Source organism: Lentilitoribacter sp. JB5-8 (genome assembly GCF_055693385.1).
The window spans coordinates 257,915-284,694 of record NZ_CM146332.1; the positions used below are offsets into that span (position 1 = coordinate 257,915).

Annotated in this window: 29 protein-coding genes; 14 read left to right on the forward strand and 15 right to left on the reverse strand. The window is 44.9% G+C overall.

Annotated features, from left to right (window positions below; translation table 11 throughout):
• Window position 1: 1 nt before the first annotated feature.
• Together ftsY and ACZ1GZ_RS01290 are read left to right on the forward strand one after the other, a co-directional pair.
• On the forward strand, window positions 2-1,624 hold the full coding sequence (gene ftsY, locus ACZ1GZ_RS01285; RefSeq protein WP_472666616.1) for a signal recognition particle-docking protein FtsY: 1,623 nt from the start codon (window positions 2-4) through the stop codon (window positions 1,622-1,624).
• Window positions 1,625-1,970: 346 nt separating this feature from the next.
• Complete coding sequence (locus tag ACZ1GZ_RS01290; protein ID WP_472666617.1) at window positions 1,971-2,609, forward strand: septation protein A; 639 nt, start codon at window positions 1,971-1,973, stop codon at window positions 2,607-2,609.
• 10 nt (window positions 2,610-2,619) lie between these two features.
• On the opposite strand, the gene ACZ1GZ_RS01295 is transcribed toward ACZ1GZ_RS01290, so the two are convergent.
• The 6 genes from ACZ1GZ_RS01295 to ccmA form a co-directional block, all read right to left on the reverse strand.
• Window positions 2,620-3,837, reverse strand: a complete 1,218-nt coding sequence (locus tag ACZ1GZ_RS01295; protein WP_472666618.1) for an MFS transporter — start codon at window positions 3,835-3,837, stop codon at window positions 2,620-2,622.
• An 80-nt stretch (window positions 3,838-3,917) separates the two neighbouring features.
• On the reverse strand, window positions 3,918-4,499 hold the full coding sequence (locus ACZ1GZ_RS01300; RefSeq protein ID WP_472666619.1) for a DsbE family thiol:disulfide interchange protein: 582 nt from the start codon (window positions 4,497-4,499) through the stop codon (window positions 3,918-3,920).
• 12 nt (window positions 4,500-4,511) lie between these two features.
• A complete protein-coding gene (gene ccmD / locus ACZ1GZ_RS01305; RefSeq protein WP_472666620.1) occupies window positions 4,512-4,670 on the reverse strand; it encodes a heme exporter protein CcmD in 159 nt (52 codons plus the stop codon).
• A gap of 11 nt (window positions 4,671-4,681) precedes the next feature.
• Window positions 4,682-5,434: a heme ABC transporter permease gene (locus ACZ1GZ_RS01310; protein WP_472666621.1), complete on the reverse strand. Its 753-nt coding sequence runs from the start codon at window positions 5,432-5,434 to the stop codon at window positions 4,682-4,684.
• A gap of 35 nt (window positions 5,435-5,469) precedes the next feature.
• Window positions 5,470-6,126, reverse strand: coding sequence for a heme exporter protein CcmB (ccmB, locus tag ACZ1GZ_RS01315; RefSeq protein WP_472666622.1), 657 nt, complete (start codon window positions 6,124-6,126; stop codon window positions 5,470-5,472).
• Window positions 6,126-6,773, reverse strand: coding sequence for a heme ABC exporter ATP-binding protein CcmA (gene ccmA / locus ACZ1GZ_RS01320; protein ID WP_472666623.1), 648 nt, complete (start codon window positions 6,771-6,773; stop codon window positions 6,126-6,128). Before ccmA ends, ccmB begins: the two co-directional genes overlap by 1 nt.
• Window positions 6,774-7,040: 267 nt before the next feature.
• On the opposite strand from ccmA, the gene acnA reads away from it, so the two are divergent.
• The 4 genes from acnA to ACZ1GZ_RS01340 all read left to right on the forward strand — a co-directional run bounded on the left by acnA (window position 7,041) and on the right by ACZ1GZ_RS01340 (window position 11,776).
• Window positions 7,041-9,731, forward strand: a complete 2,691-nt coding sequence (acnA, locus tag ACZ1GZ_RS01325) for an aconitate hydratase AcnA (RefSeq protein WP_472666624.1) — start codon at window positions 7,041-7,043, stop codon at window positions 9,729-9,731.
• A 238-nt stretch (window positions 9,732-9,969) separates the two neighbouring features.
• Window positions 9,970-10,707 (forward strand): helix-turn-helix transcriptional regulator, encoded by a 738-nt coding sequence (locus ACZ1GZ_RS01330; protein ID WP_472666625.1) that lies wholly within the window; start codon window positions 9,970-9,972, stop codon window positions 10,705-10,707.
• Between the two features lie 101 nt (window positions 10,708-10,808).
• The gene (locus ACZ1GZ_RS01335; RefSeq protein WP_472666626.1) at window positions 10,809-11,471 is read left to right on the forward strand and encodes an acyl-homoserine-lactone synthase; all 663 of its coding nucleotides are present in this window, start codon (window positions 10,809-10,811) and stop codon (window positions 11,469-11,471) included.
• Window positions 11,472-11,590: 119 nt separating this feature from the next.
• Window positions 11,591-11,776 carry a hypothetical protein gene (locus tag ACZ1GZ_RS01340; protein ID WP_472666627.1) on the forward strand — a complete coding sequence of 62 codons (186 nt, stop codon included), beginning with the start codon at window positions 11,591-11,593 and terminating at the stop codon, window positions 11,774-11,776.
• A 6-nt stretch (window positions 11,777-11,782) separates the two neighbouring features.
• Here the strand turns inward: ACZ1GZ_RS01340 and ACZ1GZ_RS01345 are convergent, their stop codons facing one another.
• Window positions 11,783-12,220, reverse strand: coding sequence for a helix-turn-helix domain-containing protein (locus tag ACZ1GZ_RS01345; RefSeq protein ID WP_472666628.1), 438 nt, complete (start codon window positions 12,218-12,220; stop codon window positions 11,783-11,785).
• 393 nt (window positions 12,221-12,613) lie between these two features.
• Here ACZ1GZ_RS01345 and ACZ1GZ_RS01350 point away from each other — a divergent pair, with 393 nt between their 5' ends.
• Both ACZ1GZ_RS01350 and ACZ1GZ_RS01355 read left to right on the forward strand, forming a co-directional pair.
• Window positions 12,614-13,357: a DUF1223 domain-containing protein gene (locus ACZ1GZ_RS01350; protein ID WP_472666629.1), complete on the forward strand. Its 744-nt coding sequence runs from the start codon at window positions 12,614-12,616 to the stop codon at window positions 13,355-13,357.
• 613 nt (window positions 13,358-13,970) lie between these two features.
• On the forward strand, window positions 13,971-14,351 hold the full coding sequence (locus ACZ1GZ_RS01355) for a DUF2794 domain-containing protein (RefSeq protein ID WP_472666630.1): 381 nt from the start codon (window positions 13,971-13,973) through the stop codon (window positions 14,349-14,351).
• Window positions 14,352-14,353: 2 nt separating this feature from the next.
• Here ACZ1GZ_RS01355 and ACZ1GZ_RS01360 read toward each other — a convergent pair whose 3' ends face one another.
• The 5 genes from ACZ1GZ_RS01360 to ACZ1GZ_RS01380 form a co-directional block, all read right to left on the reverse strand.
• Window positions 14,354-14,776 (reverse strand): universal stress protein, encoded by a 423-nt coding sequence (locus ACZ1GZ_RS01360; RefSeq protein ID WP_472666631.1) that lies wholly within the window; start codon window positions 14,774-14,776, stop codon window positions 14,354-14,356.
• A gap of 83 nt (window positions 14,777-14,859) precedes the next feature.
• The gene (locus ACZ1GZ_RS01365) at window positions 14,860-15,414 is read right to left on the reverse strand and encodes a GNAT family N-acetyltransferase (protein ID WP_472666632.1); all 555 of its coding nucleotides are present in this window, start codon (window positions 15,412-15,414) and stop codon (window positions 14,860-14,862) included.
• Window positions 15,415-15,480: 66 nt separating this feature from the next.
• Window positions 15,481-16,215 (reverse strand): Bax inhibitor-1/YccA family protein, encoded by a 735-nt coding sequence (locus ACZ1GZ_RS01370; protein ID WP_472666633.1) that lies wholly within the window; start codon window positions 16,213-16,215, stop codon window positions 15,481-15,483.
• 165 nt (window positions 16,216-16,380) lie between these two features.
• A complete protein-coding gene (locus ACZ1GZ_RS01375; RefSeq protein ID WP_472666634.1) occupies window positions 16,381-18,951 on the reverse strand; it encodes an ABC transporter permease in 2,571 nt (856 codons plus the stop codon).
• The gene (locus tag ACZ1GZ_RS01380; RefSeq protein ID WP_472666635.1) at window positions 18,951-19,640 is read right to left on the reverse strand and encodes an ABC transporter ATP-binding protein; all 690 of its coding nucleotides are present in this window, start codon (window positions 19,638-19,640) and stop codon (window positions 18,951-18,953) included. Before ACZ1GZ_RS01380 ends, ACZ1GZ_RS01375 begins: the two co-directional genes overlap by 1 nt.
• Window positions 19,641-19,711: 71 nt before the next feature.
• Here ACZ1GZ_RS01380 and ACZ1GZ_RS01385 point away from each other — a divergent pair, with 71 nt between their 5' ends.
• Both ACZ1GZ_RS01385 and thpR read left to right on the forward strand, forming a co-directional pair.
• The gene (locus ACZ1GZ_RS01385) at window positions 19,712-20,368 is read left to right on the forward strand and encodes an arylesterase (RefSeq protein ID WP_472666636.1); all 657 of its coding nucleotides are present in this window, start codon (window positions 19,712-19,714) and stop codon (window positions 20,366-20,368) included.
• Window positions 20,369-20,454: 86 nt separating this feature from the next.
• A complete protein-coding gene (gene thpR / locus ACZ1GZ_RS01390; RefSeq protein ID WP_472666637.1) occupies window positions 20,455-21,057 on the forward strand; it encodes an RNA 2',3'-cyclic phosphodiesterase in 603 nt (200 codons plus the stop codon).
• Here thpR and ACZ1GZ_RS01395 read toward each other — a convergent pair.
• A complete protein-coding gene (locus ACZ1GZ_RS01395; protein ID WP_472666638.1) occupies window positions 21,003-21,479 on the reverse strand; it encodes a low molecular weight protein-tyrosine-phosphatase in 477 nt (158 codons plus the stop codon). The genes thpR and ACZ1GZ_RS01395 overlap by 55 nt on opposite strands.
• A gap of 103 nt (window positions 21,480-21,582) precedes the next feature.
• Here ACZ1GZ_RS01395 and ACZ1GZ_RS01400 point away from each other — a divergent pair, with 103 nt between their 5' ends.
• Complete coding sequence (locus ACZ1GZ_RS01400; protein ID WP_472666639.1) at window positions 21,583-21,999, forward strand: YkvA family protein; 417 nt, start codon at window positions 21,583-21,585, stop codon at window positions 21,997-21,999.
• A gap of 12 nt (window positions 22,000-22,011) precedes the next feature.
• On the opposite strand, the gene ACZ1GZ_RS01405 is transcribed toward ACZ1GZ_RS01400, so the two are convergent.
• Window positions 22,012-22,584 carry a sigma-70 family RNA polymerase sigma factor gene (locus tag ACZ1GZ_RS01405; protein WP_472666640.1) on the reverse strand — a complete coding sequence of 191 codons (573 nt, stop codon included), beginning with the start codon at window positions 22,582-22,584 and terminating at the stop codon, window positions 22,012-22,014.
• Window positions 22,585-22,875: 291 nt separating this feature from the next.
• Between ACZ1GZ_RS01405 and ACZ1GZ_RS01410 the strand changes: the two genes are divergently transcribed.
• The 3 genes from ACZ1GZ_RS01410 (at window position 22,876) to ACZ1GZ_RS01420 (ending at window position 25,300) form a co-directional block, all read left to right on the forward strand.
• On the forward strand, window positions 22,876-23,436 hold the full coding sequence (locus tag ACZ1GZ_RS01410; RefSeq protein ID WP_472666641.1) for an invasion associated locus B family protein: 561 nt from the start codon (window positions 22,876-22,878) through the stop codon (window positions 23,434-23,436).
• 154 nt (window positions 23,437-23,590) lie between these two features.
• Window positions 23,591-24,841 carry a dual-specificity RNA methyltransferase RlmN gene (rlmN, locus tag ACZ1GZ_RS01415; RefSeq protein WP_472666642.1) on the forward strand — a complete coding sequence of 417 codons (1,251 nt, stop codon included), beginning with the start codon at window positions 23,591-23,593 and terminating at the stop codon, window positions 24,839-24,841.
• 24 nt (window positions 24,842-24,865) lie between these two features.
• On the forward strand, window positions 24,866-25,300 hold the full coding sequence (locus ACZ1GZ_RS01420; protein ID WP_472666643.1) for a hypothetical protein: 435 nt from the start codon (window positions 24,866-24,868) through the stop codon (window positions 25,298-25,300).
• A gap of 149 nt (window positions 25,301-25,449) precedes the next feature.
• On the opposite strand, the gene ACZ1GZ_RS01425 is transcribed toward ACZ1GZ_RS01420, so the two are convergent.
• The gene (locus ACZ1GZ_RS01425) at window positions 25,450-26,766 is read right to left on the reverse strand and encodes an ammonium transporter (RefSeq protein WP_472666644.1); all 1,317 of its coding nucleotides are present in this window, start codon (window positions 26,764-26,766) and stop codon (window positions 25,450-25,452) included.
• Window positions 26,767-26,780 lie beyond the last annotated feature (14 nt).

A 26,780-nucleotide genomic window follows, 5' to 3' on the forward strand; every position in this document is an offset into this window, starting at 1 on the left:
TATGGCGATGGGCTTTATCAAAAAGGTGTTTTCATTCGGCAAGAAAAAGGTCGAAGAAACAACAGACGACGTCGTCGAAAAACAAGGTGATGTCCCTGAAGCTATTCAGACCCATGAGGTCATAAAAATCGGCGTCAGCTCTGATGAAGCCGAAACCCCTGATGCGCCCGCCGAACCAAAACCTGAAGAACAAACTACACCGGAAGTTGAGCCGGAAGCTGCACCCGAAATTTTAAAAGAAAAACCTTCGCTAGAGGTAGCTGAACCGGAAACAGCTCAAGAGCCAGAGCCAGAGCCAGAGCCAGAGCCAGAGCCAGAGCCAGAGCCAGAGCCAGAGCCAGAGCCAGAGCCAGAGCCAGAGCCAGAGCCAGAGCCAGAGCCAGAGCCAGAGCCAGAGCCAGAGCCAGAGCCAGAGCCAGAGCCAGAGCCAGAGCCAGAGCCAGAGCCAGAGCCAGAGCCAGAGCCAGAGCCAGAGCCAGAGCCAGAGCCAGAGCCAGAGCCAGAGCCAGAGCCAGAGCCAGAGCCAGAGCCAGAGCCAGAGAAAACTGCGTCGACGCCTGTTGAAGATCAAGCGGAAACTGATGCTAATGCGGAAAAAACTGACGACCAACCCAGTAAAAAAGTTGCTGTCGCTGATACCGTGTCCGAAATCGAAACGCCTGCGGAACCAGAAACACCGCAACCAGCGGAAGAGCCAAAACTCAGCTGGTTTAAGCGTCTGCGCAAAGGCCTGTCTCGTACATCAAATCAATTGTCCGAGCAGATCACCGGAATTTTCACCAAACGCAAATTGGATGAAGATACGCTGCAGGATTTGGAAGATGTATTAATCCAGTCTGACCTTGGATTGGAAACGGCTATTCGTATTACCGATACGCTGGCATCAACACGTTATGGCAAGGATGTCAGTACTGAAGATGTGACATCCATCATGGCAACCGAGATCGAAAAAGTATTATCGCCTGTCGCAATACCGCTTGAATTGGATTTATCCCACAAGCCACATGTGATTTTGGTTGTTGGCGTAAACGGGACTGGCAAAACTACGACAATCGGCAAATTAGCCGCAAAACTTACCGATGGTGGGTTAAGTGTAATGCTCGCCGCGGGTGATACATTCCGAGCGGCAGCGATTGAACAACTTCACATCTGGGGTGAACGCACCAATTCACCTGTTGTTTCTTCCAAACTGGGAGCAGATGCTGCCGGATTGGCATTCGATGCATTTGAGCAGGCAAAAGCAGCAGGCTCGGATGTTTTAATCATCGATACCGCCGGGCGATTGCAAAACAAAGCAGAGCTGATGGATGAACTTGAAAAAATCGTCCGCGTGCTTGGTAAACACGATCCTGAAGCCCCGCATACTGTCTTGCAAACATTGGATGCAACGACCGGTCAAAACGCGTTAAGTCAGGTTGAGATTTTCCGCAATGTGGCAGGCGTAAACGGCCTTGTCATGACCAAACTTGACGGCACTGCGCGCGGCGGAATTCTGGTGTCCATCTCAGCTAAGCATAAATTACCGGTTTATTTCGTCGGTGTTGGTGAAGGTGTGGATGATCTTGAACCCTTTGAAGCGCATGAATTTGCACAAGCGCTCGCCAATGGTGGCCAAGAAGAATAAAGTTCAAATTTGGCTTGAGAAAAGAAAAACCGCCACTTTAAGAAGTGACGGTTTTTAAGTACCGGTGGGAGACCGGATTTGAACCGCATGAATGGTCGAAAAACATGCGGAATGCTTACATATCTTATGCAGGGTGATACATAAGCAACAAACAAAGAAGAGGGGAACTTTATTTGTTAAAGGGATATACGGGGCTAAATTCTAATCGGATCATCGAGCAATATAATTTTTTTGAAAAAATCTAATTTCGATATCAGCACGTAGAGTTGATAAAGGCTTGCCTTGTAATCAACGACTTTTCATCATATCTGCAGAACAGTAATTTGAACAAATATTGGAACACTTTATGAGTGACACGAAAATCAGTGAAAAACCCCCGATTAATCCAGTACTAAAGATGTCTCTGGAGCTTGGTCCACTTGTAGTGTTCTTTTTTGCAAATTCCCGTGGTGAATGGTTAGCTGAAAAATTTCCAAGCCTTGCAGAACTCGGCGGTCCGATTTTCATCGCAACGGCACTTTTCATGGCCGCAACAAGCATTTCGCTTGCGGTCTCTTGGGTGCTCACACGCACGATACCAATCATGCCGCTCATCACTGGCATGATTGTGCTTATTTTTGGTGCGCTTACACTTTGGTTGCAAGATGAAACCTTCATTAAGATGAAGCCAACCATCGTCAATACGCTCTTCGGCTCAACACTTCTGATCGGCTATCTCTTTGGTAAATCCTTTTTGCGTTACGCTTTTGATGCTGCGTTTAATTTGGACGATGAAGGCTGGAAGAAACTCACTATCCGCTGGGGTTTCTTCTTTTTCTTCCTTGCAGTGATCAATGAAATTGTCTGGCGTAATTTCTCAACCGATTTCTGGGTGGCGTTTAAAGTTTGGGGCGTCATGCCAATCAGCATGATCTTTATGGTGTTCCAAATGCGCGTTGTCATGCAACACTCATTGGATAAAGATACCGACGACGTGAAGGCCTAAATTCGGCTCATTACGCTACAATTATGTTTCGGCTTTTGCGTAAAGCAAATGTGTTGAGCAGTGTTGCTATCAACATATAGACGGCAATCCAAAGCATCTGATCCTCAAAGGAAATTCCGATATCAATCAGCCATCCGGTGAGACCTGGACCAATGGCTGAACCGAGCACCATGGCAACAGCTGCCATTGCTTTAATCGAGCCCAAATATTGCGTACCAAAATATTCCGCCCAAAAAGCCGCAGACAAAGTTGATTGAAGCCCAGCTGTGATCGCCATAATCGCGATGGCGATGGCTGCACCTAACAGACTTTCAACATACCAAAACAAAACAAAACTCACCGCACAGGGAAAGACATAAAACTGCATCAACCGGCCTGATTTAAACCGATCTATCACCCAACCAGACGTCATAGTTACGAGCACGGATAATCCAGTTAAAACTGGAAACAGCGACACAAATTGCAAATGCGTCCAACCTTTAAATTCAGCAAAATGCACTTGGTGAAAAAAGAACGAAGTCCCAAAAATCGCTGGCCCCACATAAGCCGGCAGTATGAGCCAAAACAGCCAATGCTTTAAAACCTCATTCCGCGTCCAGTGTCGATCTTGCATACCTGTCGAATTGTTCTCTTTAGCAACAGCCTGTGGCGTGCGTTCCCTCAGTAAAAGAACATAAAATAGCGGTGCGGCGCACAAAGCTATCACTGCTGCGATTATCCAGGACTGGCGCCATCCCATCATTTCGGTCAACGCAACGAAAGATAATGGCAATATCGCCTGACCAAAGGCAAAACCAAGTGACGCAAACGCTAAGGCTCGCCCGCGTGTTGCAACAAACCATCGAGCCATGGCGACCATGGAAATGTGCGACGACATTCCCTGACCAAATAGGCGCAATGCAAAGACGGCAAAGATTAACAAAAACGCCGAGGAAATCACGGACATCGATAAACATGCAAGTCCCAAACAAACCATCACAATAACGCTTAATGTGCGAGCTCTGAACGTATCCGTCAAACCACCAGCAAAAAACATGGTGAATGCGGAGATCAGTGTTCCAATCATATAGATGCCACCCCACTCACCATGGGTGAGCGAGAACTCGTTTTGCAGTTCGCCAGCGTAAATAGAGATAAAATACGTCTGTCCAAAGGAGCTTAAAAACGCCAACAGGAACCCGGCAACCAACCACCTGAAATTTTCTCGGATAAAGATAAGGCTTTCCATTGTTAAATCCATAGAACAATTCTGGTTCATATGGAAACATATTGGAAAAGTTTTATGACATGATTGTTAAATCACCCAAACTATTTGGCAAGCTCAGCCTCTAAAACCGGCATGATTTTATCAGCAAGCGCGGCATCGGTAATAGGTCCGATATGCTTATAAATAATCGTGCCATCTGGTGCGATGATAAAGGTTTCAGGCACACCATAAACGCCCCAGTCAATCGTTGCTTCCCCGGTGGAATCAACTCCCACTGCAGAATAAGGATTGCCAAGGCCAGTTAAAAATTGTGCTGCGTTGAATGGTTTATCTTTGTAATTGAGACCAACAATGTTTAACCGTTCATCCTTTGCCAGATCAACTAAGTAAGGATGTTCCTGACGGCAAGGCACACACCACGAGGCCCATACATTGAGCAAAGTGAGCTTACCTCTAACAGCCTCATCATTAAGCGCAGGTAAGTCAAATTTTTCAAGGGCAGGCAAATCAATTGATGGCGCTTTTTCGCCAATAAGGACGGATGGTAAATCCTGCGCATTGCGCCCCGAGGTAAGCTGCAGATAGAAAAACACTGCGAGCGCACCAAAGATTAAAAGCGGAGAGAACACAATCAGTTTTTGAAGGAAACTTCTTTGTGGCTTTTGATCAGTATTGTCAGACAAAAGTTGTTCCTTTTATGAGTTTTGTTCCGAGCGCCGCTTAACACCAGCTGCTTCCAATCGTGCCAATTCCGCTTTGCGCGCTTTGCCATCAAGGAAAATCCAACCTATCACCGCACCTAGCACAACAACCGCTGCCGCATAGGATAAAAATACAAACATTTCATGTGACATATTTGGTCCTCCTAAGCTGCGGCTCGCGCAGCTAAGCGACGAAGTGAGCGCACGCGTCTGCGCCAAATCTCATTTCGCATCGCCATAAAATGCAGGGTGAAAAACAGCATCGTAAAGGCAATCGCCATAACCAAAAGCGGATATAACAGGCTTGGGTGAATCGTCGGACCATCAAGACGAACAACGCTTGCAGGCTGATGAAGTGTGTTCCACCAATCAACAGAAAATTTGATGATCGGGATATTCACCCAACCGACAATGGTAATAATCGCAACGGTTTTTGCAGATTTTGCTGGATCATCCATCGCGCGGGTGAGCGCCATCAAACCCAAATACATCAATAAAAGAACGAACACGGATGTTAATCTTGCATCCCAAACCCACCATGCGCCCCACATGGGTCGACCCCATAGCGAACCGGTAATAAGTGCAATTATTGTGAATGCCGCACCCAAAGGCGCAGCAGCGCGTGATGCCACATCCGCCAAAGGGTGACGCCACACTAATGTACCAATAGAAGATATGGTCATTACCGTATAACACATCATACAAAGCCAAGCGGCAGGCACGTGAGTAAACATGATCTGAACGGTGATACCTTGCTGATAATCTTCAGGTGCTGTGAAAGACATATAAAGTCCCACGGCAAATAAACTCAGTGTGATACCCCACATCCACGGCAACAGTTTTCCGGACAAATGCAAAAACTTGGTTGGATTAGCGAGATCGCTCGGGCGCTGAATTGAAAGATCGACTTGGTTCATGAGGTATTTTTAAACGCTAATGCTGCGATGTGCAATTAGTCTGTTGACGCGCGTATCGCCGCAGCAGCCGCAACGGGGCCGATTACCGCAAAAAACATTGTTATCGCACACAAAATCAAAAACGGTGGCAGGAATGGTGCCGGCTCTTCAACTGCTGCATAAGCGGCGCTCACACCAAATATTAATACAGGAATTGCCAGTGGTAGAATAAGAATTGAAACAAGCAATCCACCGCGCGGCAACGTCACAGCAACCGCAGCACCAACGGCTCCAATAAATGTAATTGCCGGCGAACCTACCAACAAGGTCGCGCTTACAGCACCGATGGACAATAGGTCCATATTCATAAGTAAGCCAAGCAAAGGCGTCGCTAATACCAAAGGTAAACCTGTCGCAACCCAATGCGCCACACATTTTATAAATACCGTAAGAATAAATGGCGTTTCCTGCATCAACAAAATATCAAGCGAACCATCATCTCGTTCCGCTTGAAACAAGCGATCAAGGCCTAGAAGCGTGGAGAGCAAAGCGCCGATCCACAGCATCGCAGGTCCTATGCGTTGTAAAAAATTAAGATCGGGTCCGACTGCAAAAGGTACGACAGCAATGACAGCCAAGAAAAACAAAACACCCAATAAGGCACCGCCGCCACTGCGCATTGCTAGCTTAATGTCACGCCAAAACAACGACATTAAAACAAATCCTCATTCAAAGGAGGTGGTGTCATTTCCAATTGCTTGACTTCTTTAAATCCTAAAGGAACATGAGTTGCAGCGATAACGATGCCACCCTTTTCCAAATATTGATTGGTTATCTGCGCAAAATTATCACTTGAAGCTTTGTCCAGTGCAGCAGTAGGTTCGTCCAATAGCCAAACCGGGCGATAAGAAACAAACAGCTTTGCCAATGAGATACGTCGGCGCTGACCTTGAGATAAAAAACCAAAGGGAAGATCTAATGTGTGCGACAGCCCAAGAAGTTCGACAGCAGCTTCAGGCGACATGATCAGATCTTCATCAACCATATCCTCTTGTGCCATTGTCCGTTGCCAAAAGTTTAGGTTTTCCAGCACAGTCAGCTCAGCCTTCATTGCATTTTTATGCCCGATATAATGGCAGTATTCCGCGTTTGGCCTGGCTTCTTTGCCATCAGTACTGATTTCAAAGACACCGCTATCTATGGGAAGCAATCCCGCAAGCGCACGTAAAAGCGTCGATTTTCCAACGCCATTAGGCCCTGAAATCGTCAAAGACTCCGTCGGGAATAATTCAAACGAGACATCTTTGAAAATAAGATCTTCACCACGTTTGACGCTTAAACTTTGAGCAAATATGCGCATCCTATACCTTCTTGGCACTATATTTTGCACTGCGAAGCAAAAAAATCGATTGAATCGCCAGCCACCCTCTAGTCGAATTGGCTAAAATTACCTATATACCACGCAGCAACGCACGCGACCCAGCGTTAATTCTAGTCAATGCCGAACAAGGTTATAAAGACCTTATGCGGATAGCGGAAGGGTCGTAACCGCTTTTGTTTAATGCTTTGTCTTAAAAGCGTTAACGCGCACTTCCAGGTTTCGGCAAGAAAAAGAAAGTGGGCTATAATGGCAAAATCTCTCGATAGCTTTAATTGTCGCTCGACACTCACCGCCGCTGGTAAAGAATACACCTATTTCAACTTAAAAATTGCAGAAGAAAATGGCCTTAAAGGCATATCCAACCTGCCATTTTCTATGAAAGTGTTGCTGGAAAACCTTCTTCGCAATGAAGACGGGCGGTCGGTAACCAAACAAGATATCGAAAATGTTGCCGCGTGGCTCAATAACAAGGGCAAAGACGGCAATGAGATTGCTTATCGCCCTGCCCGCGTGCTTATGCAAGACTTCACTGGCGTTCCCGCAGTTGTAGATCTGGCTGCAATGCGCGATGCCATGGTCAGCCTTGGTGGTGATGCAGAAAAGATCAACCCACTTGTGCCTGTTGATCTTGTTATCGACCATTCCGTCATTGTTGATAAATTCGGCACACCAACCGCTTTTGCGCAAAATGTTGAACTTGAATATCAGCGCAATGGCGAACGCTACCGCTTTCTAAAATGGGGCCAACAGGCGTTTCAAAACTTCCGCGTTGTGCCTCCAGGAACAGGTATCTGCCACCAGGTGAACGTTGAATATCTTGGCCAAACCGTTTGGACTAAAGAAGAAGACGGCGTCACCATCGCATATCCTGATACATGCGTAGGTACAGACAGCCACACAACCATGATCAACGGCCTTGGTGTTTTAGGCTGGGGCGTTGGCGGAATTGAAGCAGAAGCTGCAATGCTCGGCCAACCAATTTCTATGCTTTTGCCTGAAGTTGTTGGGTTTAAACTCACCGGAAAAGCCAAAGAAGGCGTTACAGCAACCGATATCGTTTTGACCGTTGTACAGATGCTTCGCAAAAAAGGCGTCGTTGGTAAATTTGTTGAGTTTTTCGGTGCAGGGCTTGATTCAATGTCACTTGCAGACCGCGCAACCATCGGCAATATGGGCCCCGAATATGGTGCGACATGTGGCTTTTTCCCCGTTGATGGTGAGACAATCAATTACCTAACGCTTTCTGGTCGTGAGGAAGATCGGATTGAGCTTGTCGAAGCCTATTCAAAAGCCCAAGGCATGTGGCGTGATGATGATGGTGCAGATATCGTATTCACAGATACGCTTGAGCTCGATTTGGGCGATGTTGTACCTTCAATGGCGGGTCCAAAACGTCCTGAGGGCCGTATTTCTTTGGAAGGTATTTCAGAAGGTTTTGCAAAGGCACTTGCAGATGAATACAAAAAACCAAATCAACTCAATGATCGTTATGATGTCGAAGGCGAAGATTACGATCTGGGTCATGGTGATGTTGCTATTGCAGCGATTACATCATGCACAAATACGTCCAACCCATCTGTCTTAATCGCAGCTGGTTTAATGGCGCGTAACGCTGTTGCCAAAGGCCTTGATTCAAAACCCTGGGTAAAAACATCATTGGCACCTGGGTCACAAGTTGTTGCTGAATATTTAGAAGCATCAGGCCTGCAAGATTATCTGGATCAAATCGGCTTCAACTTGGTTGGTTTTGGTTGTACGACATGTATTGGCAATTCAGGTCCGCTCAACCCACCGATCTCTAAAACCATCAATGACAAGGGCTTAATTGCGGCAGGGGTGTTATCCGGGAACCGCAATTTTGAAGGTCGCGTATCACCAGATGTGCAGGCAAACTACCTCGCTTCACCTCCACTCGTTGTAGCATATGCATTGGCAGGCACTGTGCAAAAAGATCTTACAAAAGAGCCTTTGGGTCAGGATCAAGATGGTAATGATGTATTCTTAAAAGACATCTGGCCATCAAATGCTGAAATCCAGGAATTTGTCATGAAATATGTTACGCGTGAGCTGTTTGCAGAAAAATACGCAGATGTATTTAACGGTGATGAAAATTGGAAAAATGTTAAAGTCCCAGAAGGCAATACATATGCCTGGGATGACAATTCCACCTATGTTCAAAACCCACCATATTTTATCGGCATGGGTAAAGAAGCTGGCGGCACATCAGACATTCATGATGCGCGCGTACTTGGTCTATTGGGTGACAAGATCACAACAGACCACATTTCCCCTGCCGGCTCCATTAAGGCACAATCACCTGCAGGTGAATACTTAATGGATAACAATGTGGGCGTAGCAGACTTCAACCAATATGGAACGCGCCGAGGAAACCATGAAGTTATGATGCGCGGCACATTTGCAAACATCCGACTTCGCAATCACATGTTGGGACCAAACGGTCGCGAAGGTGGTTACACAATTCACTATCCATCTGCCGAAGAGGTTTCAATTTTCGAGGCCGCCATGCGCTACAAAGCTGAAGGACGTCCTTTGGTGATTTTTGGCGGTGTTGAATATGGTAACGGTTCATCACGCGATTGGGCTGCAAAAGGAACGAACTTGCTTGGTGTTCGCGCGGTCATTACACAGAGCTTTGAGCGTATTCACCGCTCAAATCTGGTTGGCATGGGTGTGATTCCATTCTGTTTAGAAGAAGGGACTTCCTGGGAAAGTTTAAACCTGCAGGGAGATGAGACAGTTACCATTGAAGGATTAACTGACATTAAGCCACGTTCGAAGAAAACTGCTGTAATTACTTATGCAGACGGTACAGTGAAAAACGTACCATTGATCTGCCGCGTCGATACGCTTGATGAGGTGGACTACATAAACAACGGCGGTATCTTACACACCGTTCTTCGTGATCTCGCAGCCTAATTCATTTTATAGAAACCACATTTAAAAACCGGGGCTATGCTCCGGTTTTTTTATAATTTGTTTTATATGATCCAGCTTGCCACAGCGACGATGTGCATGATGGATAAAATAGCACCTTGAATAACAATAAAAATGCCAAATAAAACCAGATTACTTTCAAGTATAAGTAGATAAGAATACTTGCACGTTAGTATTGTATTTTGCTAAAGGTTCTATGTAAGGTTACAGGGGCTAAGCAATGAATAATAAAGCAAATGAGAATGACCAACGGCGCGGTAAAGCCTTTGACGCGATCGTTGACGCCAAAGACGTTGAGAACGCGCTTTTTCTCATTCGCGATTATTATCCTGTAGGACATTGCACCTATCACTTAGCTCAAACCATTGCGATCAATCAAAATGTCGATGCTCCATTTGTTCGTACAACTTACCCATCTGATTGGGTCGCTCGCTATCTGTTAAAGGACTATGTCAAAATAGACCCAGTCCTCAACGAAGGGATGCTAAGAGCACTGCCCTTTGACTGGTCCGAGATTGAACCTGATAAAAACGCTATTGAATTGTTGATTGAGTTCCAATCTCACGGGCTCGGCGCAGGTGGTTATTCCATTCCAATCACAGATAAAGTTGGTCGTAAGGCCCTGTTTTCCCTAAATTCTAATCAAAATGAAGATGCATGGGATGCCGTTGTTGAACAGTTTAAAGAGGATTGGCTAGAGCTGAGCCAAGTTCTTCACAAAAAAGCGATAAACGAGCTGTATGGCGATGTTGATCCCGCGCCAGTCTTGAGCCGCAGAGAGCTTCAAACATTACACTGGGCCGCGATGGGAAAAGACTACAAGGACATCGCAATTATTTTAAATGTTTCCGAACACACGGTACGAACATATATGCGTACCGCTCGGTTTAAATTAAATTGTTCGACAATGGCGCAAGCTGTAGCAAAAGCTACGAAACTTCGCTTAATCAACCCGTAGTTATCTGATACATACCGCACAATTGTACGAGACCATGTGTACGGATTTCACAACGATTATTCATATTACATTATCCCTATAGAAGAATCATGGGGGTTAAAATGTTCATCGCGATTCAAGCACATGAATATAGTAAGCATGAGACGCTGCTTCAGCAAATGTATCATCTTCGAAAGAAAGTCTTTTTTGATCAGCTCAACTGGGATGTACCAGTGAATGGTGACATCGAAAAAGATGACTATGATGAGTTAAATCCTGTATATTTGGTCTGGTGTAATGATGACAAAACAAGACTGTATGGTGCTGTTCGTCTTATGCCAACAACGGGGCCTACTCTGCTGTACGACGTGTTCCGCAGCACATTTCCGGATCTCATGAGTTTTGAAGCTCCCGGAATATGGGAAGGCACACGGATGTGCATTGACCAAAAACATATTCTCAAAGATCACCCTGATATCGAACCCGGACAAGCATTTAGCATGCTATTACTCGCATTATGCGAAGTTGCCATTAAACACGGTATTCACACGATGGTTTCAAACTATGAGCCACAAATGAAGCGTGTTTATCGTCGCGCCGGGATCGAGGTAAACGAATTGGGACGTTCCACAGACTACGGAAAGTATCCAGTATGCTGCAGTACTTTTGAAGTTTCCAAACCCGTATTGGAAAAAATGCGCAAGAAATTGGGCATAAAAGTACCGCTTTACAAAGTTTCTTCACCGAAACGTTCAATTACAGACTATGTACTTGAAGCCGCCTAGCAATTTATATTACACTATAATTGCAAACCAAAGCTATCTTGCGCAGCTGTATCGGTCAGTAGCTAGTCTCTGAGGTTCGCCCGTACGAATGCCAAGTTTTAGACAATAGAAAAAATGACATGCAAAAAACTGATCGAAAACTAGAGCTACTACTAGAAGAGAACCTCGACTACGCAAAGAAAAATGGTACCGAGGCTGTCGTCCATTATCTCAACATGGCTCTTTATGAGCACAAAGAAAATATGAAAATTAATGAGCTAAAGCAGCTGGGAATCGTTCAAACTCCCAGCGAGCATCAATCTTAGCTTGGCTTAGCTATTATCGTCAGCATCAGCCATTGCCTTGATGAGTTCAAGTGCTTTGGCGCGGACTTTTGGATTTTTGATGCGAGCAAATGAGCGGTTTAGCTTGATGCCTTCAGTTGTCGCGATAAATTCGAGATGTTTAGTCGATGAGTTGTCCATGTTAAGGACTTCAGCACCTTTGCTGCTGCCACTGACTTCAGGGGCACCATCAAAGAAAAATTCAACAGGTGTCTGCAAAATTTTTGATACTGCTTGAAGGCGACTTGCACCAACGCGATTGGTACCTTTTTCATATTTCTGAACTTGCTGAAACGTTACACCCAGTGCATCACCCAACTTTTCTTGGCTTAGACCAAGCATGTTGCGGCGTAGCTTGATGCGTCCACCTACGTAAACATCAATTGGGTTTGGTTTCTTGTTCTTCATATTTGTCTCAGTCGTCATTATTTTTCTTCTTTATTCTTCTGATTGTTATTCAACTATTGACCAACAACAACTTGGTGTAAATTCTTAGTCAGTTACAAGCTATAGTCTCACATCGTTTCCAGCTACAAGTCGAAATTTATTATGTAACACGATGTTGCATTATAAATCGTTATATTGCAAACGCGACCTGCATCAAACTTTGTAATATAGTTTTTAGTATCTAAACTGGGTTTAATCAAGATTTGAACGAAAAAATCCAAAGTATTTAAGTTTTAACTCGATATCACAAAAATACTCACCACAACGTGATTTTACCCGTGAACAGGTTTTGACTATAGATTAAATTAGTCGGGGACTGGCGTTATTTGTGCACAAATGCTGCATAACTTGAGTAGGACTATTGGTATAGACATGAAAAAACAGCTTTTCTCACTCCTTGGTGCAGCAAGCATTGCATTGACAATGGCATCAGGGTCACAAGCCTCTGACAACCTTCAAAACCCTATAGGTGTTGTTGAGCTGTTTACATCTCAAGGGTGTTCCTCATGCCCGCCTGCTGACAAAGCGCTTGGTAAGCTCATCGAGGAAGGCAAAGTTTTGGCGCTCTCATATCATGTTGATTACTGGAACTATTTAGGTTGGGAAGACACACTTGCTACCAAAGAAGCCACCGACCGACAATATGCATATGCAAAGACCTTAAAACGTAGAGGTGTTTACACCCCACAAGTCATTGTAAATGGCCGCGACCACCTTGTGGGCAGCAATTACAATGGCATAAAGGCACGTGTCTCGACATTTGAAAGCTCCGAACGCGGATTAGCTGTACCTTTATCAATATCAGCCGCAGATGATGAAATCAGCATTACTATTGGTGCAGGTGAAGGTAAAGCCAGCATTGTGGCAGTCTATTTCGACAACGAGAATACGGTCGATATTAAACGCGGTGAAAACCGCGGAAGACAAATCACCTATCACCACTCAGTTAGAGATATCGAAACGATTGGCATGTGGTACGGCGATGCTCAAGAAATTAAGCTGCCGATGGCGGTAATGGAAAAGGTCAAAGAAGGCGGCGCTGCAATCTTACTGCAATCCATGGCCAAAGAAGGCACGCCTTCTGCAATACTTGGGGCTGCAAGCTATAAAGGCTAGTGATCAAATTAGCCCTAACCAAAAAGACCGACCTTGAGAGGTCGGCCTTTATGGCGGTGTCATCTAATTATTGAACCTGTTCATCGAAAAAGTCGGTGGGCTGGGGGGCTATTGGCCGACTTTAGGAACATTTTTAATCAAATGACAAATGTAAGATCGTCGCCAAATATGGAGAGGATTTGACCAAAAGATGGCAAAAAGATGTTCGCGCAGTAAAGTATCCCTACGTAATTTTAACATGTCGTGAGGAAGATTAACGCAGCGTTAAAATAAGCTGATTAGCCCTATTTCGCCTAATTTTTACGAAAAAATGTAAATAGGAACAAAAAACAAGCTAATAGAAAGAATACACTGCCAAACATAGCCCAAAAACTTCCAATACTTGCCATAATGAACCCAAAAGCTGAGATCACAAACAAGATCCAACCCGCTATTTCTACCTGCCGATTACTCACTGCAACACCTATCCTTAATCTCAAATATTACAGTTATGAGCAATAAAACTACTCATCAAGACAATTCAACACAATTAAAAGAAGTGAATAATCTTGAAGACTAATCTTGCATTTTTGAAAGTCACACGCAAAGATAGGCCATCAATAAGGGATTATAAATGTCAGATCAGGCAAGTAGCAACCAATCAGCCCAAGACAATCAGGTCCTTGTCGACCTTGCGACTTACAAACGCCAAAAAGACCCCATTCCCGTTACATTTCATCGAACTGAGCTCGATCGCATACTACAAGTCTATTCACGGCATGTTGGCACCGGGATCTGGCGCGATTACGCGATTGACCACATGAAAGATCGTGCGGTTTTCTCCATCTACAAACGGGCAAGTGAAGTGCCCATGTTTACCATTGAAAAAGAGCCTAAGCGTGCCCGCAAACAAGGTGCATATAGCGTTGTAAACGCCAGTGGTCTTGTCTTAAAGCGCGGGCACGAACTGCCGCAAGTGCTCAAAGTTCTCGATAAAGTTAAGAGCGATAAATAGAGTTAGTGCTCACCACCCCGATCAACCAAAACAGAACATTGGGCATGACGAACAATACGTGCGGCTGTTGAACCAATCAGAAAATCCTGAATTCCGGGATTGTGCGAAGCTGTCAAAATCAAATCGATTTCGGCCTCTTCTGCATATTCTAGTATTTTCACGTGAGGTCGACCGCGTCTAACAATGACCTCTGCGTGAACACCGTTATCTGAAGCAATCTTTTTGAGCCGCTGACGCGTGTCTTCAACACCTTCATCAATGATATCTTGAGGAACGGCAAAATCCATATAGCTGGGGATTTCCTCACCAACATAGATAATTTTTAACTCGCCGCCTTCGTCACACAATTCTTGGCCCCGTTTTAAAATTTTAAGACCATGCTCTTGGTGAGCGATATCAAACGCAACAAGGACTTTCTGGAACATGACATTCTCCTTACATCATCATTTATAACATCATGATACATGAGAAGAATTTGTCAGCATTGATACAGATCAAGCTACATCTTTTAGTCCTGATATAGGTTCCCAGGATAGGTATTAAGATCAGGATCAGTCTCCTGCCCCTCTCCAAGCGCAAGCTGCATAATCGTTGTGTCTAGCCATTTACCGTGTTTATAACCGGTTGCCTTCATAACACCTGAATGCTCGAACCCCGCTTTGGCATGCACAGCAATGGATGCAGTGCTTGCACCACCAATAACTGCAATCATTTGGCGGAATCCTCTACCCTCTGCAGCTTTAATAAGGTCAACTAGCAATTGGTAGCCCACACCTTTTCCTTGAGCCGAAGGTGAGAGATAAATGGAGTCTTCAACCGACCATCGATATGCCGGCCGGGGTCTGAATGGTCCCGCATAGGCATAACCTAAAATCTCACCGTCTTGCTCTGCAACCAAATAAGGATAGTTTTGAGACGTTAGTATTTCATATCTGCGTTGCATTTCAGCATAATCTGGCACGGTTAACTCATAGGTAGCAGTACCATGCTCAACACTATACTTATAAATCTCTACAATAGCGTCCAGATCTGTTTGGCTAGCAGCGCGAATAACTAAACTCATACTTATATTCCCAATAAAAAAGGCGGCATAAAAGCCGCCTTAAAAATCAACTTTATAAGTTTATTACTATTCGCGATTACCCAAGAATTGCAACAAGAACATAAACATGTTGATGAAGTTAAGGTAAAGGCTAAGAGCACCCATGATTGCCTTACGGCTCATAGTGTCAGCACCATCGCCATCATAGTACATTTCTTTAATACGCTGCGTGTCATAAGCTGTCAGACCAGCAAAGATCAAAACACCCAGAACAGATACAGCAAACTGTAGCGCACTTGATTGTAGGAAGATGTTGACAATTGACGCCAGGATCAAGCCAAACACACCCATGATCAAGAATGAGCCCATACCAGATAGGTCTTTCTTAGTTGTGTAACCATATAGTGACAACGCACCAAATGAAGCAGCAGTAACGAAGAATGTCTGGATAATCGAAGCACCTGTGAACACTAAGAAGATGTATGAGATCGAAATACCCATGATCCCGGCAAACGCCCAGAATGTTGTTTGCGCAGATGCTACACTCATTTTATGCATGCGAGCGCCAAGGAAAAATACAAAGCCCAATGGTGCAAACATAATAACCCATTTTAGTGGGCTGTTATAAAGCGCGTTGAAAACCGCTTGGTTTGATTGAGCGAATGACGCTGTCGCATATGCCGCAAGACCAGTGATACCAAGACCAATAGACATATAGTTGTAAACGCTCAACATATAGCTACGCAGGCCCTCATCAATCTGAGCCGCATCCTGCTCGCGAGCAGTTGCTGTACGCATGTGAGAATTTCTAATATCAGCCATTTGTTCCTCTTTTAAAATAGCCAACGATGAAGCCAATCTCCATCGTGAATTTATATATACCCATAATATGGGAGTTTTTTCAAAAACAACAAGTATTTACTACCATAAATACGGATAATAACAACAAACAAGGTTAATAGTAAAAGCCTATTGCAACCTCATTCTTTACAAATCACGCAAAATTGGCGCAGCTTTTTGTCCCAAAACACGCCAAGTCCCCACAAGACCAATGCCTACAGTTAGTATCAAAGCCGCAAGAAGTGTGGAAATCGCGACATCTGGCAGCACACTATAAGGCAGGTTCATAATCTGATTAATCACATACCAGGAAGCAATTGCACCAGAAATGAGCGCAAATACCGCTGTTGAAAGGCCCAAAATCATATATTCATAACTAAAGGCCCTAATGAGCGTCCGGCGCGTTGCACCAAGCGTTTTAAGAACCACAGAATCATGTCGTCTTGTTTGGTTCCCTGCAGCAAGCGCACCAGCAAGCACTAATATCGACGCGACAAGCGCAACAGCAGCAGCTGCCCGAATAGCAAGAGCAATCTGACCAACCAAGCGTTCTGCAATATCGAGCGCGTCTTTCACACGGACGGTTGTCACTGTCGGATAAGCTTGCGTAACAGCCCTTAAGATTTCACCCTCTTGTTCCGCTGTCGCCTCGCTTTCAAGTAATGTCGCAAGCCACGAATGTGGCGCTCCGGCAAAAGTATTGGGTGAAAACACCATGACAAAATTGATGGATAATGATTCCCACTCAACCAATCTAAAATTGGCAATGCGTGCCGTGATTGTTCGACCAAGCACATTTACCGTTACCGTATCACCAATTTTCAAACCAAGCTCACCCGCTTCTTCAGCAGAGAAAGAAACCAATGGCTCACCACTATGATCTGGCGCCCACCATTCACCTTCAGACAAGACGGAGTTCTCAGGCAGATTTTGTGCATAAGTTACACCGCGATCTCCACGGGTTACCCAACGAGCTTCAGGCGGAATCACCAGGTCTTTAAGTTCAGTGCCATTAAATTCTAAAATACGGCCACGTAACATCGGAACTTCAACCAGCTTTCCATCAGGAGCAACTTCATTGACCAACTTCTCAAACCCTTCAATTTCACTTGATTGAATATCAACGAAAAAGAAGTTTGGAGCCCGCTCCGGTAAATTACCGGATAGTTCACGGCGCAGATTTCCATCAATCAACGCAAGAGCGACAAGAAGCGTAAGCCCAAGCCCAAGAGACATCACAACCGATGATGTTAGCGCACCGGGACGGTGAATATTCCCAATTGCCATGCGTAAAGGTGTAGACTTAACTTGCGGGCTGCGTTTTGCAATCCATTGCACGAGCCAAGCTACAATTCTTAAAACGATGAACGAAAACGCAACAGCACCTAAGAACAAACTCGCAATTTGATCATTGTCGGATGTAAAGATGACCAGCCATGCCAGAAGGACCGCAAACCCGAGAGCCATGATGCTATAGATCGGTTTAGGCCAACCTGATTGCCCAAGGTTCCATTGACGGAATAGTGCTGTAGCAGGAACACTACCTGCATTACCCAATGGTAAAATTGCAAAGGTAAGTGCCGCCAACAAACCAAATATAGCGGCTAACAACAAGGCGCTTGGATAAACTGAGGCGCTGATATCAATTGCAAGCGCTGCCGATAAAAGTGACGCGGTGATGAAGGGGAGTGCCGCGCCCACAACAATACCAATCACAACACCAATGAGTGCGATCATAAACACCTGCATAAGGTAAATTCCAAACACAAATCTGGACGATGCGCCCAGGCACTTAAATGTTGCAATAACCCCGCGCTTGGAATCCAAAAATGCGCGGACGGAATTGCCAACACCAACACCACCAACAACAAGCACTGTTAGTCCCACAAGTGTCAAAAATTGCGAGAAACGCTCAATATTTGCGGTCAAAGCAGGCGCTGCATTTCGGCTGGTTCGCACAGACCATCCTGCATCAGGATGCTCCTCACGCGCCAATGCTCGCACTGCATTTAAATCTGACAAGGTTGGATCACCCTGTAAATCGACCCGGTAGGAATATTCAACCAAGCTACCATTGCGAATGAGGCCCGCACTTTCCAACCCTTCGTTTGAAATCATCATGCGCGGCGCAAAGCCAAAACCTTCAGAAAGCGCATCGGGTTCAGCAATCAGCGTTGCTCTAATTTGAACCGTTGCATCACCCAGCAACAATTCATCTCCAACACTTAAATTTAAACGCTCAAGCATGAGCGGCGCGACAATTGCACCGTAAACATCGCCATTCTTCGCAAATAGTTCAGCCTTAGGCATAGAAGGTTCGGTGACGAGCTCGCCAAAAAGTGGATAGCTTTCATCAACTGAACGCAATTCAACCAAGGCTTGATCGGAGCCATCAGGTTTACGCGCCATTGAGCGTAAACCCGAACCTATTGTGACATCACCTAGGCTTTTAACAAAAGCAACCTCTTCATCACTGGCGCGTCTATTATCGATTTCAAATCGGACATCGGCACCCAAAATAGATTGCCCTTCGGCTGAAATAGACTGATTGATGGAGCGTGAAACTGAATTCACACCCGAAATTGCCGCTGCGCCAAGCGCCACACAGGCCAAGAAGATATAAAAACCCCTCAAGCCACCGCGCATTTCACGCGCTGCAAATCTCAGCGCAAGGCTGATTTTCTCGATCATACCGAGTTGTTGAAATGAATTTTCCATTACTCTGCAGCCTCAGAATAGGACTCAATTTCACCCGAACGCACAGCAATCTTGCGCTGACATTTGTCTGCCAAAGAAGGGTCATGTGTGACCAAAACAAGGGTCATGTCGCGCTCTTTTTGTTTTTGGAACAAAAGATCGGCAATTTGCTGCCCTGTATCACCGTCAAGATTACCAGTTGGCTCATCGGCAATTAAAAGCTTTGGGGAAGGAGCTAATGCACGAGCAATCGCAACACGCTGTTGTTCACCACCAGATAACTCCGACGGGTAATGGGTTAATCGCTCACCCAATCCAACGGCAACAAGCTCTTGTTTTGCTTTTTCAAATGCATCTTTGTCACCGGCCAGTTCGAGTGGTACAGCAACATTTTCAAGTGCAGTCATATTTGGAATGAGGTGAAAACTCTGAAACACAATGCCGATATTGCGTCCACGAAATGCTGCAGCTTCATCTTCGCTCATCTCATGAATAGCAGAACCTGCAATATGAACTTCGCCGCTATCAAGTCGCTCTAATCCAGCAAGAACCATAAGGAGGGTAGATTTCCCAGAACCGGAAGGCCCAACAATACCAGCGCTCTCACCTTCATTTAATTGAAGGTTCATTTTTTTAAGCACATGAACCGAGGATGCCTCGCTTCCCAAAGTCAGATCAGCATTTTTTAGTTCGATAAGTGTTTGCGGCACGGCTCTTAGTCCCTATATGTGTTATCTTACGATTGTTTAAGCTCATTACGTTTGCAAATAGGTATTGGACTATGAAAATAAAAGATCTCTCAACGGCATTTGCCAGCTTCTTCGCAGCATTTTTGATGCTCATTTGCACAACGGTCACATTTGCAACAGCCAAACCGCTGGAAGTAGTCGCTTTTGGAGACAGTTTGATGGCCGGTTATCAGCTTGATCGACAAGACGCTTTCCCCAACAGACTAGCTGAAGCACTCAACGCAAATGGGCTTGAGATTAATATGACAAATGCTGCGGTATCAGGTGATACCACATCAGGTGGATTGGCGCGTTTAGATTGGTCTGTTCCAGATGGCACCGATGTGGTGATCTTGGAACTTGGCGCCAATGATGCGCTGCGCGGCTTGCCAGCCGAAACAACACGTGAGAATTTGGACAAAATGATCGCCCGACTACGTGAGCGTGAAATCACTGTGTTTTTGATGGGCATGCTCGCACCACCCAATATGGGCACAGCATATGAAGAGGCTTTTAATTCTATCTATCCCGAACTTGCCGATAAATATGAGGTTGAATACTACCCCTTCTTTTTAGATGGTGTCGCAGGGGTGCCTGAGCTCAATCTTGCGGATGGCATTCATCCAAATCCAGATGGCATCGCCGTGATGGTCGAGAAAATCCTGCCAGTTGCCGAACCGTTTTTCAAAGCTCAGGCTGTGGACGAATAACTAAGTTATCGTTCCTATTTCAATAGGTCTTGAACTTGTCATGATCTCATGGTCACATCATAGATGATTCGATCAGGAGTACCGCCATGCCAAGGTTATTTGCAGCATTGGAAATCCCGAAGGATGTCGCGCAAAGCTTGTCTCTGCTTCGAGGCGGGTTACAAGGCGCACGTTGGATTGATGTCGAAAACTATCACTTAACACTGCGATTTATCGGCGATATAGATGAGCGAACAGCTGATGATGTGCTCGACGCATTTGATCATGTCGCCAAGCAAGAGTTTGAATTACAGTTAAATGGCATTGATATTTTTGGATCGAAAAAACCGCGAGCTCTTTATGCAAATGTTATTGCTTCACCAGCACTTAATGCTCTGCAATCAGCCATAGACAGTCAATGCAGACGAATTGGCATTATGCCAGATGGGCGAAAATTTACCCCTCACGTTACGCTCGCTAGATTGCGTCATGTCAATTCATTTGCATTGCGTGATTATCTCGATGCCAGAAGCAACTTTAGATCCACAGCGTTTAATGTGAGCAGTTTTGTTGTGATGTCGTCAAAGAATTCGCGCGGTGGTGGACCTTATATTGTTGAAGAACGCTATCCTTTAAGCCACAGCAACGCCCAGGATCATTTGGCTTCAAGCTTTGCAACAAGCCCATCACAGCCCTTGACCAACATGTGATAGACAATATCAAATCCATCACCCTTGCCATAATAAGGGTCTGGAATTGGCACGTCTTCACTCAAGGCGTAGTCCATAAACAAATGGATTTTATGCTGTTCTTCTACCGGCGCATTCGCGATCAATAAATCCAAATTATCATGATCCATCGCCAAAATAAGATCGAACTTTGCGGAATCATATCTAGAAATGGGTCGCGATCGTTGATCTGTAATATCAATATCATATCGCTGCATTGTTTGGACCGCGCGCGGATCGGGTAAATTTCCCTCATGCCAGCTTCCGGTCCCAGCGGAATCTACATAAATCTGTTTTGCCAAAGATGTATCTTCAATTGCTGACTTAAAGACACCTTCGACCATTGGAGATCGGCAAATATTGCCCATGCAAACGAATAAAACTGATTTTACTTTAACTGACATACAACTCTTCTCAGCGCTGAATTGAACCAAATATTGACGCTTTCAAACCGCCAGTAACAATTCATAGATTGAATTTTGCACAAGTGTACCCCAAATCTAATACATGGGTAAGAAAACAATCAGCGAAAACGAGATCAATGCGATTTTGTCGCCTGCCGATATCGAGCAGCAACAGAAACAAGAGAGCAAGATACGACGAAAATTTTGGCCAACGCTAAAAAACGCACTCGCGCAATTGCCTTTTGCAGAAGACGTCGTCACGGCCTATTTTTGCGCCATGGATAAAAATACACCATCGCATGTACGCGGTGTTTTATTGGCAGCACTCGCCTATTTTGTTCTCCCGGCAGATCTTATTCCAGACTTTATTGCCATGATAGGTTTTGGGGATGATGTTGCCGTTTTAACTGTGGCACTCTCGACGTTAAAAAAGCACATGACCGAAGATCAACGCGAAGCCGCACGCCAAGCATTAAAAGACCTTAAAAGCGATATCAAAGACGCGCCGCGGCAAGATTAAGGGAATTGATCACTAATCGTCCAGGGGGCCAATATCCCCCTCTAATGTTTCTCTAAGCTTTTGAAATGCTACACGTATTCGAGATTTAACCGTTCCAAGTGGCAAACCGGACTTCTCTGCAATCTGACTATGAGAAAGACCTAAGAAAAAAGACATGCGAATGATATCAGCGTGCTTATCTTGCAACAAAGAGAGCGCGCGTCTGACATGTTCATCACGTTCTTCTTCTTCAACATAATCATCCGGCGAGATTGGTTCAGGCGGCACGAAAATCGGATCATTGACATCAATCAGCGCTGACCGATCGCGACGCAACAAGTCAATTCTCCGATTTCTAGCAACGCGGAATAGCCAAGTTGAAAGAGATGATTTTGACGGATCAAACAAATGCGCTTTGTGCCACAAAGCGGACATTACATCCTGTGACATGTCTTCTGCCTGCTCGGGCGCTGCCCCAAGCTGGATAAAATACGATTTAATACGTGGTGAAAAATAATCAAAAAGTTCCGCAAATGCTTTTTGATCACGATTAACCGCTACTGCATTGGTCAGCTTCGCAAAGTGACCATGCTGATCACGCCCCATTCAAAATAATCCTTTTTTATTCTTATTTGCCCCTACCAAAATCGACCGCAGTTTCGATTTTTACAATTGGTTTGAACTTAGCTGCCAAACTATTGCCGAAATTCATTCATAATAAAAGGGCTAATGGGCTGAAATTACTTGTTAATCAAAAAAAATCTCAAAAATCGAATTGTTTGTTACTTGTTGACGGTTTGGTAACTACAATTGTTGCAAAATGGCACACGGCGACAGAACAGCTTAGTCGACAAAGTTGATCAGGCGCCAAGGGTATACAAAGTGAGGGGGATGACAATGTTTTTGACGAAAGAGATCATCGCTATGTTTAGTAAAAAAATTACATTTACATTGGCACTGGGCGCCGTATGCGCATTCGCAAGCCCCATGACCGCCAATGCACAAACACCTGCGCTCATAAAAGAGTTCACTGACTGGGGTGCTTATTCTTACCAATCAGCAAATGGAAAAGTTTGTTACGTTTTATCACCACATAAAACAGCTGCGCCACTTTCAGAAGAAGGCCGCACACTTTCGCACGGGCAAAACTATCTTTTGGTTGCACAACGCGTGGGTCAAAATGTGGTGTATGAACCGCAAGTTATGATGAGCTATAAATTGCGCCAGGATTCAAAAGTGAAAGTGCAAATTGGCGATAAATCCTATCAATTTATTTCACGTGGCAAAGTTGCCCATATTGAAAATGCAGCGGAAGGCCCTGCATTTGTAGCAGCCTTAAGAGCTGGCAGCTCAGCGACAGTTCAGGTTGTTTCATCCAGAAATGGCAAAAACCGCGACTACAGCTTCTCACTATCTGGCATTACCGCCGCTTTGAAGAACATCGCGACTTGTAACTAATCTGCAAATTGTATTTACTGATATCAGATAAGGCCGGTTCTCCGGCCTTTTTGCTGCGCAGGACTTTTTATTTGGTACGAGATAACTCGTGACGGTTACGCAAATTGATGTTATCCCATCAAACAACCATGAAATCATAAAGGCATAGACAACAATGGCTATATCCATTGACTTGACCGATAAAGACGTCCGCAATGAAGTTGATACGCGAGTAAAAGCGGGTGCAACCAGCAAAAAACATCTTATTGGCCTTCCAAAATCTGAGCTTATTGAGGAACTTAGATCTATTGGCATTGCAGAAAAACAACTCAAAATGCGCGCCAGTCAGCTGTGGCACTGGTTCTATGTGCGCGGAGTTTCTGATTTTGCTGATATGCACAATGTCTCAAAAGACTTAAGACAAAAACTTGATGAACACTTTGATATTTCTCGACCTGAAATTATTGAAGAACAAATTTCAAATGATGGCACACGAAAGTGGCTAATGCGCTTTCCATCCGGTGGCGCGGGTAAACCGGTTGAAGTAGAAACCGTTTATATACCCGAAGATGATCGCGGCACTTTATGTATCTCAAGCCAGGTTGGCTGCACGCTCACTTGCACATTCTGCCATACAGGCACACAAAAGCTCGTGCGAAATCTCACCGCAGGTGAAATTTTAGCGCAGCTGCTCATTGCGCGAGATCGTTTGGGAGATTTCCCAAACAAAGACACACCAACTGGCGGAATTATTCCATCAAGCGAACGCAAAGTATCCAACATTGTGATGATGGGCATGGGTGAACCTCTCTACAACTTCGAGAATGTCAAAAAAGCCCTACACATTGCAATTGACGGTGATGGCATTGCGTTGTCACGTCGACGTGTCACTCTTTCAACATCTGGTGTTGTTCCAGAGATTTATAAAACTGGTGAAGAGATTGGTGTAATGCTGGCGATCTCGCTCCACGCAACACGCAATGATTTACGCGATGTGTTGGTGCCAATTAATAAGAAATACCCACTCGAAGAACTATTAGACGCCTGTCGAAACTACAAAGGCGCGAACAATGCGCGCCGCATCACATTTGAATATGTCATGCTCAAAGGTGTCAATGACAGCCTGCAAGATGCCAAAGAACTGGTGATATTGCTTAAAAATATCCCGGCAAAGATTAATCTGATACCATTTAATCCATGGCCGGGATCAGAATATGAATGCTCCGATTGGGAACAAATTGAAAAGTTTGCGGACTTCATCAATCAAGCTGGATATGCCTCCCCAATTCGCACACCGCGTGGGCGTGATATTCTAGCAGCATGTGGTCAACTCAAATCTGAATCCGAGCGCTTGCGCAAAAGCGAACGCTTGGCGCTGGAATCGCAACTCATGACAAGCATGATTGCCGGACACGGCGAAACCTAAATCAAAACCCCAAGGGTATCTTAAATGACGCAACTGGTTCGCCTGATAATTCGATTTATGGGCATTGTATTCGGTTATTTTATAGCCTGTATAACCGCAGCTTTAATCTTCGCATTTTTATCCGGTTTGATCACATTACAAGATTTCGAGATCTATAACGATTTTGAGGTTTATTTGGCATTGATATTAACTGTCGGTGCACTGACATTTCAATTTGCAAATTTGGCCTGGATACCAACTTTCGTGATCATCATTTTCTTTGAACTCAAACCAATCAAAGACTGGCTATACTATTTAGTCAGCGCCGGCCTTATCACCATCGCCATTTTGTTTTCACCTTTCGCCTCAGCTTCAGTGCAAGATGATGCGCTTGCTTATATTGTGAGTGCTATGGCGGGTGGATTTATCTATTGGCTTTTGGTGGGTGGGCGAGCAGGAAATTGGCGCTCAAAATCATAAAGCCACATCTTCATATACAAGATCATACTTGCTGAGTTTCTGACATAAAAAAAGGGCCCGATAGTTTTCGGGCCCTTCTTCTTTTGATCGTAAGCTTGCTGTTTGGGAAAGGGAGGAGGAGGTACAGCAAGCCTACTTTCGATTTGAGTTTAGCCTTTACTAAATTCTGGGTAAGCTTCGATACCAACCTCAGCTTTATCCATACCCATCATTTCATCTTCATCAGATGCACGCAGACCGATTGTTACTTTCAGTGCGTACCAAACGATAGCTGATGTCACGACAGTGAATGCACCCATTGCAAAGATACCAAGGATCTGTGAACCGAAGTTTGCGTCTGAGTTAGTTACAGGAACTACGATAGTACCCCAGATACCAGCAAATAGGTGAACTGGGATCGCACCAACAACATCATCGATTTTGAACTTGTCGAGCATTGGAACCGCAAATACTACGATAACACCACCAACAGCACCGATTAGGATAGATGCGCCACCTGAAGGAGCCAAAGGCTCAGCAGTGATTGAAACAAGACCAGCAAGTGCACCGTTAAGAGCCATTGTTACGTCGATTTTCTTATACATGATTTGTGTCAAGATAACCGCAGCAACAACACCACCAGCAGCAGCTAGGTTTGTGTTTGCAAAGATGCGTGAAACGTCAGAAGCATCGCCGATTGTACCCATTGCTAGCTGAGACGCACCGTTAAAGCCGAACCAACCGAGCCAAAGGATGAATGTACCCAATGTTGCAAGCGCAATGTTTGAACCAGGCATTGGAACTGTACGGCCGTCAACATATTTGCCTTTACGAGCACCAAGAATGATAGCACCTGTTAGAGCTGCCCAACCGCCAACAGAGTGTACGATTGTTGAACCAGCAAAGTCAGAGAAACCTGCTTCGCTCAACCAACCTGCACCCCATGTCCAAGCACCAGTGATTGGATAAAGAACACCAGTCAAAATTGCTGTGAAGATAAGGAAAGGCCAAACTTTAATACGTTCTGCAACTGTACCTGAAACGATTGAAGCAGTTGTTGCAACAAACACCATTTGGAAGAACCAGTCAGACGCTGTTGAATAACCTGTGTCCAATGCGTCAGCGCCTACAGCATCAAAGCCGTAACCCCAACCGATTGAACCGACATAACCGCCGTCAACGCCAGAATACATAAGGTTATAACCAATTGCCCAGAACATGATGCCGGCAATTGAATATAGAGCGATGTTTTTCAAACACTGCATTGAAACGTTTTTAGAACGTACCAAGCCAGCTTCCAGCATAGCAAAACCAGCTGCCATGAACATAACTAGGAAGCCACCAATAAGGAATAGCAACGTGTTAAAGATATAAGCTGTTTCAGCTGATGGGCTTGCCGCTGCATCTTGAGCAAGCGCAGGAACTGAACTCACAGCCATCCCCGCCAATGTCATCGCCACAAGCGATTTTTTACTAAGTGATTTCATAATCATAAACTCCT